The 12,491-nt window shown below is 58.0% G+C and carries 6 protein-coding genes and 6 pseudogenes; 8 read left to right on the top strand and 4 right to left on the bottom strand.

From position 1 onward, the window contains the following. Positions 1–187: 187 nt before the first annotated feature. Positions 188–1,231, bottom strand: a pseudogene (locus NKI54_RS31535) (tannase/feruloyl esterase family alpha/beta hydrolase); the annotation flags it as partial. Between NKI54_RS31535 and NKI54_RS31530 the strand changes: the two are divergent. The 3 pseudogenes from NKI54_RS31530 to NKI54_RS31515 form a co-directional block, all read left to right on the top strand. Beyond that, positions 1,204–1,398, top strand: a pseudogene (locus NKI54_RS31530) (leucine zipper domain-containing protein); the annotation flags it as partial. The pseudogenes NKI54_RS31535 and NKI54_RS31530 sit on opposite strands and share 28 nt — an antisense overlap. A 30-nt stretch (positions 1,399–1,428) precedes the next feature. Then, positions 1,429–2,033, top strand: a pseudogene (locus tag NKI54_RS31525) (Tn3 family transposase); the annotation flags it as partial. A 408-nt stretch (positions 2,034–2,441) separates the two neighbouring features. After that, positions 2,442–2,696 (top strand): annotated as a pseudogene (locus tag NKI54_RS31515) (IS481 family transposase); the annotation flags it as partial. A gap of 3 nt (positions 2,697–2,699) precedes the next feature. Here NKI54_RS31515 and NKI54_RS31510 read toward each other — a convergent pair. Continuing rightward, a pseudogene (locus NKI54_RS31510) lies at positions 2,700–3,197 on the bottom strand (transposase family protein); the annotation flags it as partial. A gap of 188 nt (positions 3,198–3,385) precedes the next feature. Further along, on the bottom strand, positions 3,386–3,589 hold the full coding sequence (locus tag NKI54_RS31505) for a hypothetical protein (protein ID WP_352644029.1): 204 nt from the start codon (positions 3,587–3,589) through the stop codon (positions 3,386–3,388). 199 nt (positions 3,590–3,788) lie between these two features. On the opposite strand from NKI54_RS31505, the pseudogene NKI54_RS31500 reads away from it, so the two are divergent. Beyond that, a pseudogene (locus NKI54_RS31500) lies at positions 3,789–4,949 on the top strand (IS30 family transposase). 50 nt (positions 4,950–4,999) lie between these two features. On the opposite strand, the gene tyrS reads toward NKI54_RS31500, so the two are convergent. Further along, on the bottom strand, positions 5,000–6,259 hold the full coding sequence (gene tyrS / locus NKI54_RS31495) for a tyrosine--tRNA ligase (protein ID WP_352693516.1): 1,260 nt from the start codon (positions 6,257–6,259) through the stop codon (positions 5,000–5,002). Between the two features lie 387 nt (positions 6,260–6,646). Here tyrS and NKI54_RS31490 point away from each other — a divergent pair, with 387 nt between their 5' ends. The 4 genes from NKI54_RS31490 to NKI54_RS31475 all read left to right on the top strand — a co-directional run bounded on the left by NKI54_RS31490 (position 6,647) and on the right by NKI54_RS31475 (position 12,091). Continuing rightward, positions 6,647–6,913, top strand: a complete 267-nt coding sequence (locus NKI54_RS31490; RefSeq protein ID WP_023679089.1) for a type II toxin-antitoxin system prevent-host-death family antitoxin — start codon at positions 6,647–6,649, stop codon at positions 6,911–6,913. Then, the gene (locus NKI54_RS31485) at positions 6,910–7,332 is read left to right on the top strand and encodes a type II toxin-antitoxin system VapC family toxin (protein ID WP_352480554.1); all 423 of its coding nucleotides are present in this window, start codon (positions 6,910–6,912) and stop codon (positions 7,330–7,332) included. The genes NKI54_RS31490 and NKI54_RS31485 overlap by 4 nt, the downstream gene beginning before the upstream one ends. 924 nt (positions 7,333–8,256) lie before the next feature. After that, positions 8,257–10,323: a carbamoyltransferase family protein gene (locus tag NKI54_RS31480; RefSeq protein ID WP_352693514.1), complete on the top strand. Its 2,067-nt coding sequence runs from the start codon at positions 8,257–8,259 to the stop codon at positions 10,321–10,323. A 583-nt stretch (positions 10,324–10,906) separates the two neighbouring features. Beyond that, complete coding sequence (locus NKI54_RS31475) at positions 10,907–12,091, top strand: glycosyltransferase family 9 protein (protein WP_352693512.1); 1,185 nt, start codon at positions 10,907–10,909, stop codon at positions 12,089–12,091. Positions 12,092–12,491: the final 400 nt, after the last annotated feature.

Here is a 12,491-nt window from a genome sequence, read left to right as displayed (position 1 = left end):
CCTCATCGAGCACAGCGAGCGCTGTATCCAGACTATCGGCGGCCGACGCTTCGTAGTCAGGCATGATCATCAACTGCGTTATGGCACGGCCCACAAATTCCGGGTTTAGCTTTTCCAACCGATCCTTGGTCCGGGAGACCTGTTCCGGGAATGCGCGCAGATTGAAGCGAACAAATGACGAGGTCTCTTATCCCCGACACGAATAGCTCGCGATCTCATCGGGATTTCCCTTACCGTCATAGGCAGCTTGAGTGGGATAAGCGCAGATCGGCTGGTGCTTGCCAGGGAATGCCTTGCTGCCAGCCGCGAGAGAGTCCGGAGCCTTGTCTTGGTTTATCCAGCCCTCGATGGCGGCCAAAGGATCAAAGTCGTCGAAGGCTTGGCCATCGCCGCAGTGGGTCATCCCCGGGATTATGAACATGCGCACGAAACGGCGAGTCGCTTCCAAATCGCCGCCGCCTGTGACCTCGACGACTTGCTTGTACCAGCGCACCAGATCGTTGGCCGAGAAGACCGGATCGGAAAGTCCCTGAAACAAGAGCAGCTTTCCACCGTGGGCAGCGAAGCTGGCGAGATACGTGCCGGTCGCATCATTGAGCTTGGCCGTATCCGCAACGCGTGCCGGATCCTTGTCGAAGTCGAACTTCAGGGGGTCAAAATTCGGCGCCGGGGGCGTCATGAAGTAGTATTGAAGCGAGCGGGCTCCCAGAACGATGTTGTTTGCATCCGACTGGGAAGTGGGGGATTTGCCCAGCTTCCACATTCTCCAGTCCGCGCCCGCAACGCCCGTATCATATGGCCAATCGCTGTAAAGCTTTTCGCCATCGGAGCTTTCCGGACCCGCGAACGCGCGGCTCATGGCCTGCACTTGACCAGCCGTGAGGCAGCTGTCCGTCTTATCGCCTTGGCAGGACAGGACCTTTGGGTCGAACCGGCACTGCTGCCAGGCGTTGATGACGCCATCCTCAATGCCATCGCGGGCATCACAGGCAGCGAGAACCGCGTTGGCGACGAGGTTCAGATCCTGCTGGGAGAAGGCGCGGGATAGAATGGGATGGCCGGCCTCATCCTTGGGAGCGATGCTCATGTACTCGCGAGTATCCCAGGCTTGGGCAATGTTGGCGGCACTGAGACGAAAACCCGGGCTACCTGCAACAATCCCGTCGAACTCGAGCGGATATCGCTGAGCGCCGGTGGGACCGGATGAACATCCATAAGAGTACCCGTGTGACGCCGCTCGGTCGAGAGCGAATTGTAATGCAGGTCGAGAGCGGACAGACGCCTGAGGCCGTCGCCAAAGCCGCAGGCGTCTGCCCGCGGACGGTTCGCAAATGGCTCGACCGGTATCGCGCCGAGGAAATGCCAGGATTGCGGGATCGCTCATCTCGCCCTCATCGGCTGCGCCGGCCGACGCCTCAGGCGGTTATTGAGACGATCGAGCGGCGCGGTACCCGTGATCTGCGGGATTGGCTTTTCGATCAGGCTGAAGATGCCAGATCGAACGAGGACCTTGCTCGCGTTTTGTCGCGCGGTGGAGGGAGACTTTGACTATCTTGCCAGCCGTGTCGACAATCGAGCGCTTGTGCGCGGACGCCCTGGTCGACGCCGAGCGCCGGATCGAAACGCGGATTGCGGAAAAGCTGGATGCTGGTGCGCGCGAGCGGTTGGATGGGCTTCTGACCGAAATGTTGGCCGGTAACATAAGCCGCTTCATCTTGCTTCGCAAGTTCGAGCTCGGCAACAATTCCGCGGCGGCAAACCGGCTGCTTGACCGACTGGAGTTCCTGCGCGGTGGGTCTTGATCCGCAAGTGCTCGCCGGCATCCGCAACACCGCATCGCTCGCCTGCGTCGGCAGGGTGAGCGCTATTTCACCGATGGCTTGCGCGATATCAGCTCGGATCGACGCTGGGCGATCCTTGCCGTTTGCGCCGTGGAATGGGAGGCGGCGGTCGCCGATGCCGTGGTCGAGACCCATGACCGGATCGTAAGGAAGACCTGGCGAGAGACTAAGGAGGAAACGGGCTTGACGCTGCAGAGGCTCTATTCGGCCGACATATGCGAGCAATTCTATGAAGCGGACCGCGACGCCATTAGCCTCCTGCCGGTTTTCGTGGGTTTCGCGGGGTCGACAGAGACGGTGCGACTGAATGCCGAACACAGCGAGTTTCAGTGGGTCCCCTTCGATCAAGCGGTCAACATGGTTCCGTTTGCCGGGCAGCGGAACGTGCTCAGGCACGTCCAGAAAGAGTTCGTCGAGCAAGAGCCAAATCGCTGGCTGTTAATTCATCCGCCACGCTAGGCAGCCGGGACGACGCGAGCGGCCGATTCCCACCCCTCCGGGCCGTCAGGGAAGGTGGAAAATCGACCCAAAGCGTCCTCCAAGCGGCGAATTTCGAAGTAAGTTTTTCCGCCTTGCTGGAACCCTGCACCTTCATAGAAGGCGGGCAAGATGGCGGTGGCCCGATTCCTTCGCAACCTGATCGCGACCGTGCCCTATGCCATCCATACCATTCTGACCGACAACGGCATTCAGTTCACCAACCGGACCTGCGAGCGGCATGCCCTTCAGCACATCTTCGACGGCATCTGCGACGAACATGGCATCGAGCACCGGCTCACAAAGATCAACCATCCCTGGGCGAACGGCCAGGTCGAGCGGATGAATCGGACCATCAAGGACGCCACCGTCAAGCGTCGGGTGCAATTCCGCATAGGCGAATTTCGACGTCCGATCGATGGCCACGAAAAGGCGCAGCTTGCCCTCGGCGGTCTGCACCTCGGCGAGGTCGATATGGAAATAGCCGAGCGGATAAGCGTTGAACTTCTTCCTGGCCGGCTTGTCGGCGTCCTGCGGCAGCCGCGAAATGCCATGGCGCTGAAGGCAGCGATGCAACGACGAGCGCGTCAGATGCGGGATCGAGGGCTGTAGGGCATAGATGCAATCATCCAGCGCCAGCAACGTGTGCTTGCGAAAGGCGACGATCACCGCTTCCTCTTCGAGCGACAGCACTGTCGATCTTGGTTTCTTCGGGCCGGTGGGAAGATCGGCGGTCGAGGTCCGGTTCCTCCACTTTCTAACGGTCTTCTGATCGATGCCGTAGCGCTTGGCCAGCGCTCTCAGGCTCTCTTCACTATGCTGTATCGCTCGACGGACTGCCTCTGTCGTCGTGGCGCGGCGGTGTAGAACCTGTCCCATAGCGCATCCTTTGATTCGGACGGCAATGATGCGCCATTAAAGTCCGGGATCAAACAGCTAGGTACTACCACCGGGCATGCCTCGCCCTGGTGCCAAGCTTTTGAAATGTACCATGAGCGGAATTTTGCCTCGGTAGGGTGCAGTGGCGAATGCGGCCTTTTCGGGAACGATTTCCTGCCAGTCCCAATTCAATTGGTATCCTCGCAAATAATGCGTCCGATTCCACAGCTAGCGTTGCAGAACTGGAAAACCTCGCGCGCAGCGTCGACCACCGACGCGTACCTGTTCAACTCGTTGCGCAGGTCGACAAGGAAAATGCGGTCGCCGCCAATGCCGATCACATCAAAGGAAACGGCCCGCCCATTGCCGCATGGAAGCGTGACAATGCTCACTGCTCGACCTCCTACATGTTAATGATATAGTAGCCAAGCACCCACCCGGCCAGTTTGCTGCCTTTGCCCGGCTCTAACTACCCCCTGAGGAATGTCTCTCGACATTCCTCAGGAACTCGACGCGAATGTCTGCACTATCCGGTGGGCTCAACAGGTGAACGCAACACACTAGTCTTTTGTCAAAGATGGAGTGTGGGGCATGAAGCAGCGACGTCGCATCTATTACTCTGCAGCTCAGCGGTCTGAGATTTGGGATCATTGGCAGGCTGGCGAGTCGATGAGTTCGATCGGGCGACGATTTGATCGGGAGTCCTCGTCGGTCTTTTCGGTGATCTCGCCGACAGGCGGAATTCGTCCGGCCGCTCGGAAACGGGCAAGCCAAGCGCTCAGTCTTAGTGAGCGGGAGGAGATTTCCAGAGGGCTGAGTACCTTCTGTTCGCTGCGTTCGATTGCTCGCCGGTTGGGTCGCTCGCCATCCACGATCAGTCGTGAAGTCCGGCGCAATGGTGGTCCGGATAGGTATCGGGCCGCACGGTCCGATCAGGCTGCCTGGCGGCGGCCCTGCGCCCTAAACTCTGCAAGCTGGCTTGCCGCCCGTTTCTGAGGCGGACAGTATCGGCCAAGCTGCAGCGGAAATGGTCGCCCGAGCAAATTGCCGGCTGGCTCAGGCGCACCTACCCAGGGGAGCCGCATAATCACGTGTCACATGAGACAATCTATCGAAGCCTGTTCATCCAGGCGCGTGGGGTGCTGAAAAAGGAACTGCTTGAGCATCTTAGGGCCAAAGCGCACCATTCGTCGCTCCAAACACGCCAGCCTGAAGCGGAACGGGCTCGGCCAGATCAAGGATGCGGTCTCTATCAGCGAAAGGCCTGCATCCGTTGAAGATCGTGCCGTCCCCGGCCATTGGGAGGGTGACCTGATCGGTGGATCTAGGAACAGCTATGTTGCGACGCTGGTCGAGCGTCACTCGCGCTATGTGATGCTGGTCAAGGTCGCCAACAAGGATACCGAAAGCGTCGTCTCGGCACTGATCAAACAGGCACGGAAACTCCCCGGCGAACTGTACCAGTCGTTGACCTGGGACCGAGGCAAAGAGCTCGCCGATCACCAGCGCCTGACCTTGGCCTCCGACGTCGAGGTCTACTTCTGTGATCCGCGGTCGCCGTGGCAGCGCGGCTCCAACGAAAACACCAACCGATTACTGCGCCAATATCTGCCGCGCGGAACCGATCTATCCCTGCACAGCCAGACTAAGCTCAGCGCGATCGCACGGCAGCTCAATGAGAGGCCGCGAAAGACCTTGCTTTATCAAACCCCAGCTGAAAAGTTCGCGGAGTGTGTTGCAGGGATCAGTTGAACCCACCCCGCTAAGCGGGCAGAATTTCTGCGACAGCATTTGCTGAAACCCTACTTTACAACAGTGTGGCGCTTCCGGCCGAGCGAAAGCCGGATCGGGAGGTCTTGGGACGATATCATTGTATCAATCTCGACGACGTTGCCGTTGATCCGCACACCTCGTCCCGAGATCGCCCTTCGCGCTTCCCCTTTGGAGGAGGTCAATCCGGCGCGTACCAGCAAATCCACAAGGGCTACTCCGGCCAACCCCTCGGCGTCATTTAGATGAAGCGTCGGTAGCCCCTCTGCGGCTTCGCCCTGCCCAAATGCTTGGCTAGCCGTGGCCTCCGCCTGTTTGGCGGCGTTAGTTCCATGTGCCAGGGCCGTAGCTTCGTTGGCGAGACGTTCTTTGACGGCGTTTAGCTCGGTTCCTTCAGCCTGTCCAAATCGCTCGATCTCGTTCATCGGCAGATCGGTGAAAAGCTTCAGAAACCGAACGACATCAGCGTCTTCCGTGTTACGCCAGAATTGCCAGTAATCGTATGGCGAAAGGCGATCTTCGTTGAGCCACACAGCTCCGGCAGCCGTCTTACCCATCTTGACACCTGAAGAAGTCGTCAGAAGCGGCGTAGTCACTCCGAAGACTTCCTTTCCATCCGTCCGCCGTATCAAGTCGATGCCATTGATGATGTTCCCCCACTGGTCGGCTCCACCCATCTGCAAACGGCAACCGGTCCGGCGGGATAGCTCAAGGAAGTCGAACGCTTGGAGGATCATGTAGTTGAATTCTAAGAAGCTCAGATTCTCCTGCTTTTCCAGCCGCGACTTCACACTGTCGAAAGAGAGCATCCGATTGACGGAGAAATGCCTGCCGACGTCTCTCAGCATGTCGATCCAACGAATGCTGTCCAGCCAGTCGGCATTGTTCACCATCACGGCATCCATCGGGCCGTCTCCGAAGACAAGGAGACGGTCAAAGACCTTTCTGATCCCTTCAATGTTGGCGGCGATCCGCTCGTCCGTCAGCATCGGCCGCGCCTCCGAACGGAAGCTGGGATCGCCGATGCGGGTGGTCCCACCCCCAATGAGAACGATGGGTTTATGGCCAGTCTGCTGAAGATGACGAAGCGCCATGATCAGAAGAAGATGGCCGACATGAAGACTGTCAGCCGTCGCATCAAAACCAGCGTAAGCGGGTACGACGCCTGCTTCAAAGGCGGCATCGACACCCGGCAGGTCGGTCCGTTGATTTACATAGCCGCGCTCAATGAGCGTCTTCAAAGCGGCCGAACATGGTTCGGAATGGCCGGTTGATAAATCGGGAAGTGCCATAGGGAATCCTCCTGGTATTGCCGCCAGGGGGTCCTCTCAATGAACAAGCCGCCTGACGGCGGCTTGTTTCAAGGCATGATCGAAACGCGCCGCTCCTTATGGAAGCGTCGCATAATAGATTGCAGCGATGGGCGCGGACTTGATCATGTGCCGATGCATAAAGGACTTTATCCGCACCTGCAAGCAATCTGAAATGGCTACTTCGGGGAGCTGCCGAGCCTTTGTCGCGACGATTTTGCAACTGACTTTTGCACCGTCGCAGAACTCAACTTTTGCGACAACATCTCACCAAGGCGTCCGGGCTCTAGAAAAAAGTCCCCCTCCCCTGTTGCGGTCACTATGCATTTTTATATAGTCACCGTAGTCACAATGGTCACGGAGGCCAGAATGCAGTCTGCTCCAAAAGAGGATGCCAACTGGACCGTCGCTCGGGCCAAGGCGCGGCTGTCGGAAGTCATCGAGCGTGCGCAGGCGGCGCCGCAAACGATCACGCGCAACGGTAGGCCAAGCGTCGTTGTCGTCTCCGCCGAGGAATGGCAACGCAAGACGGTGCGCAAGGGTACGCTTGCGGAGTTTCTGCTGGAGTCGCCGCTACGCGGCGCGGAACTCGACCTTGAGCGTCAACGCGATGAACCGCGTGATCTGCCGCTGTGAGGCTACTGCTGGACACGAATGTCCTGTCCGAGGTGACAAGGCCGGCGCCGGACGCACGCGTTCTGGAATGGCTGGACAAGCTCGACGAGGATCGCTCGTTCATCAGCGTGGTGTCGATCGCGGAAATCCGGCGCGGCGTTGCTCTCATGGGCGAGGGTCGGAAGCGTGAGGCGCTGGCCGAATGGCTTGCCCGAGACCTGCCTCAGCGTTTCGAGCAGAGAGTCCTCCCCGTCGACGAGCCGGTTGCTCTGGCCTGGGGCGATCTGATGGGTCTTGCGAAGCGCCGCGGCCGCGGGCTGACGTCAATGGACGGATTGATCGCAGCCACAGCGATTGCCCAGGAGCTCACTCTGGCAACGCGTAATATGAAGGATTTCGAAGGCTTCGGAATAGAGCTCTTCGATCCGTGGACTGCGTGAATCGCCCAGCACCTCATCCCGAATGCTCGAAGCGAATTTCGAAAAAGAAGTGTGGGTTTGCTCTCATACCCTTTGCTGAAATGTTGTGACAGAGCGCATGGAATGCCACGCGCTTCAAATCGGAGTAGCCATCCAGGAAGCCTGAAGCCCTTTGAAGCGCATGTCCGTCAGCTATTCATAGCGTGGATGACTTTGATCGAAACAAACGATTTCATAACTCTTCGGAAATCTTGCATGGACAAAAGCACGTCCGCACCGATCACCCATCCAAGGAGAAAATCTTCCATGCGCCCTGACGTGCAGTGGAGGTCGTGCCGAGAAGTGAGTTGCAACTGGCCGACCATGTCGGCGGTTCGACGCTAGTCGTCCCCAATGTTCCTGAGCTGCGAAGTCTTGCAGGCGAGCCCGCTGCCCAGCGCGATTCTGCTTGTGGGCGGGCTTATTGCCGCAGGCAGATCCGGTCGGCTCGTCTGGGCAGCGGATTGGAGACCCGGCCGGCAGCGCTACCATACAACATCACCGCACTTTACATCTACGCGGTATTGCCGTGCTTCCAGTCGGTGCCATGTTTGGCCGACGCATGACGCGATGCGGCCTCCTGCACAGCCGAAGGCGTTATCGGATGTGCGACCGGGAAGCAGGTGGACAGTGCAGCACGTGTCACTCGCTGTGCGACGGTCTTTCGGGGAATGAAATCGGGCCAGTTCACGGCGCGGTGATCCAGCCAAGCTCTCGGCGTCATGGAACGGCAGGCGCCACGATCGAAGCATCTCATGTTGATTCAGGCGGACCCTTATGAGGCGTTCTTTGATGCCGGGTATGCCTGACAGGCGGTTGCAGCTGCAAGCGACAACGCGGCCTATTTAGTTGGAAACGGTCTGAGGCAGGCCAATTTGGCTTGTCCGTCACTATGTGGAGAAAGAAATGCTGTGTCTAGGAATTAGCGGCGGACTTGACCAAGTCCATGAAAACCGATTCGAGCTTCGGAACGCCTTTATGCACGATGGCGCCGCGGTGCTCGTCCGAGACGGACGGGTGATAGCAGCCGTCGAAGAGGAACGCCTCAATCGGATGAAACACTCCAACAAGCTCCCAATTCGTTCGATTCAATACTGTCTGTCAGCGGCGGGGGTTCAGCTCAACGACATTGATCGTGTCGCGCTCTACGCCAGCGAGCCCTATGCCAACGCCATGCTTGAAAGTATGTCCGCATCCCACCCGGACATTCTCTCCATTCCGTTGAGTGCTAAAACGTTGGTGCAGGATCTGTTAACGCGTGAGTTCGGCACTAAGTTGGACAGTTCGCGTATTTCATTCGTAAGTCATCATCAGGCGCACGCCGTGAGCGCCTTTGCAATGTCGGGCTTCGAACAAAGTCTCATTCTAGCGATTGATGGCTCTGGTGATTTCCTATCGGGCCTCGTGGCGGTAGGGTCTGGCACAGAAATTACGCAACTCGAGGCTTTCCCCGAGAACAATTCTCTTGGGCTGTTTTATCTCGAGACGATCCGCTATCTCGGCTACGGCTTGTTCGACGAGTATAAGGTAATGGGACTCGCGCCCTACGGCGACCCCGCTCCCTATCGCGAGCTCTTCGAGCAGTTCTACGAGCTCTCCGCCAACGGCGGTGGCTACCGTGTTCACCTCGACCGCATCGGTCCGGCGTTGCTCCGCAATATCGAGGTCAGGCGAAAGGGAATGCCCTTCACCCAGCAGCATCGAAATGTGAGTGCGTCACTGCAGGAAGCGCTTGAGCGGATCGTGTTCCACATTCTCCGGCATCACCGTGAGGCCACGGGCATGAAGCGGTTGTGCCTGGCGGGGGGGGTGGCCCACAACTGCACGATGAACGGTAAGCTGCTGTATTCAGGGCTTTTCGAAGACATCTTCGTGCAACCCGCGTCTCACGACGCTGGCTGCGCATTGGGAGCTGCGCTGATAGTCTCTAACGAGATGGGCCGCCCCGCGCCGTGTGAGCGACTGCAGGAGGTCTATTGGGGTCCTGATCTCGGGAGCGAGCGCGCCGTGCAACAGGAACTGAATGCATGGGCCGGACATCTCGAGGTTGAACGCTCTGATGACGTGGCAAGCAGTGCAGCCGACTGGATCGCCAACGGCGCCGTGATCGGCTGGGTGCAGGGTCGTTCGGAGTTTGGGCCACGTGCGCTGGGCAACCGCAGCATTCTTGCCGACCCTCGGCCCGCCGCAAACAAGGACCGGATCAATGCGATGGTCAAGAAGCGCGAAGGCTATCGGCCCTTCGCGCCATCTGTGCTGGAGGAGGATGCGAGCGAATTTTTCGACCTCCCGGACGGTAGGCACGAATTTCCATTCATGAATTTCGTCGTTCGCGTGCGTGACTCAAAGCGCGCCTTGCTCGGTGCCATCACGCACGTCGACGGTACCGCTCGCCTGCAAACAGTATCGCGCAACGCCAATCCCGCGTACTGGGAGGTCATCAATGCGTTCAAGAAGCGCACAGGCACTCCAATTCTGCTCAATACGTCCTTTAACAACAATGCCGAACCGATCGTGGATTCGGTTGCAGACGCAATTGCCACCTTTCTGACGACAGAGCTGGATGGACTTGTCGTCGGGCCCTTCCTGGTAAAGAAGCGGGCTGCAACGCTGCAGGATTGGACTGCGCTTGCGGTTTCGTTGCCGCCCTATGTGTCCCTCCATCAAACCCGCGCTTACAAAGCGCCAGATCGTCGGGAGACTCACTGCGAGATCAGCACGACCCACTTCAGCAGTGACAGTGTGCGAATTTCGCACGACTTGTTTAATCTGCTGATGCGGATTGAGGGCGAAGCCATGTTGGGAGATCTCCTCAATACAATTGCGCCGGATCAGGCTAAGCGTGACGCTGTGATGGAGGGCCTGCGACGACTGTGGGAGCAGCGCCTCGTTCGGTTGCATCCCTCACAAGCTGCTCGCATGGATCAAGACTGCGATCAAACGCTGGACCAGCATAACAGGCTCTCAGCGTGATAGCGATGCCGCTATCCAAGCTCGGCGAATAAAGGTGTTCATCGACGCCGCCGGCCACCTCACCGCGGGGCGGGGGTGGGCGTAAAAACAAGGTTTCTTAGTGCACTTCATGTTTGGCGACCCCGCCGCCCAGAAAAAAGCGCCTGCGGCGGGTCCTTTGTTAACCACCATGATGCGGGACCATAGCGACAGGGCGTGCCGGAGACGGTCAATCCGGCCGGCGATGTCGTCGCCGGCGGCGACGGTCTCATTCAGGATCAGCATCGACCAAAGAGCGAGGCCACTGCCGTTATGCTCGAGATCTGGGGACGGCGGCTTGGCGATCGCCGTCTACTCGGCGTTTCTCGAACTCACTGCATGCAAGACCGTGACGAAGCCCTTCACATTGCGGGTCGGGACATAGCTGGCTTCTTGGCGCGCTACCACCGCTAGAGATGCAGACTTCGCCCGACAGCTCCTGCTGGAGCGCGGCTTGGATCTGATGGCAGAATTCTTGCGGAGACGCGGACAAGTGGGGAGCACTCCAACCCTACACACGCGTCACTGGGCTATCAGTGTTGACCGTATAATCTTCGGAATGGCAATGGCATATTTTACAAAGCACGACCGCAATCAAATTATATACCGCAGCTGGGAAGAGCCGGAACAGTCAAGCGCAAGGATGAGAATTTTGGTCCTCAAGCTTGATCATGTCGGCGACTTTTGGATGTCTCTAGGGCCCCTAAAGGACCTTCGTCAGCGTTTTGCGCATGCCCACATTACGCTGGTGGTGGGAAGCTGGAACATCGCTACTGCAAAACAGTTCGACCTCGCCGACGATCACATTGCTTTTGACTTTTTTCCTCGCAACCCGAAAGTCAAAACGCGCAAAGAAGCCGCCGACATAAGGCCGCTGCTGACCGGCGAGTTTGATCTTGCCATTGATATGCGTGTTCCGGAAGAAACAAGGCCCATCTTGCTTGAAGTCCCCGCCAGGCACCGTGCGGCGATAGTTGATCCGTACAGCATGCATCAGATCGATATTGCGATAGCGCCATTCAATCTGAAACTGCGCAGAACCATCTTCTACAAGCTGGTCCAAAAAATAGGGCTTGCTAACAAAATCCCTCGTAGATGGCTTGATTGGTTCATTGACCGCAAGCAGGTGCGTCTCCAGCATGTGTCAGAAATCCTCCTCTTTCTGGTCGCAAAGGCAGCTGCCTATTTCGAAAGCGGAGCGGGTCACCCACAGAATTCGACTACAGGCAATGCCCCGATTGTCGTGGCTCCGTTCTCCAATTCCAGCCTGCGAGATTGGCCGATTGAAAGTTTTGGCAAAGTTGTCGCTGCTCTTTCGACCCGTGGTGAGGTGGTCCTCGTTGCCCGTGGCGAATGCCTGGAAGCGCTTGAGGAGGTTGCGAACATAGCTCGGGATCGTGGAGCCGCGAACATTCGGACGGCTGTCGACTTGTCGGAATTGGAATTCAATTATCTCGTGAATTCGGCCGCGCTCGTCGTTTCGAACAATTCAGGCACCGGGCATGTCGCTGCCCAGCTTGGCCGCCCTACTATCGGCATTTTCACGGCGTCACATCTACCGGAGATTTGGGGGTTTCGAGGTCCCCTGGTCAGCATGCTTATGAGTGTTATTGAATGTCGCGGGTGTGGTCTGGACCAAGTGCGGCATTGTCCGGTCAAAGTCCGATGCAAGTTCGACATCACGCCGGATCTCGTGATTGCCGAGGTAAACGCCTTGATGAATCATTGTAAGGGTACGGCACAAGCTTAGTGGCTCGCGGTCACCATAACCGCGATTGCCCGGATCTTGGTCGCTGATTCAATCGCTACAAACATCTAAAGGCCGAAATTCAGAATTGAATCGACTTGGTCGAAGGACCGCAGTGGCGATGTCACCCCCTGGGCCGGGCGACCATTTCGTTTTCGTTCGCATGCCCGTCCATAGCGACAGCGCCACTAACAGCAGATGAACCACACAAAGTGAGGGAGACCCCAATTAAGTGCCAAGCGACAGCTGGCCCAAGGCGCCTGGCTGAAGGCGCATGAAAACCTCGTCATCACCGGGCAGCCCGATCCCACGACATAATGCACACCTCGCTATGTTATTGAAAAAGCTGGATCTGCTGATCCTGTGATTGTGATAATGGACTGTGTCCGCTCCTGCCGGAATG

It is taken from the genome of Mesorhizobium sp. M0663 (assembly GCF_040320585.1).
GTDB lineage: Bacteria > Pseudomonadota > Alphaproteobacteria > Rhizobiales > Rhizobiaceae > Mesorhizobium.
This window is presented reverse-complemented; position numbering and strand designations above follow the sequence as displayed.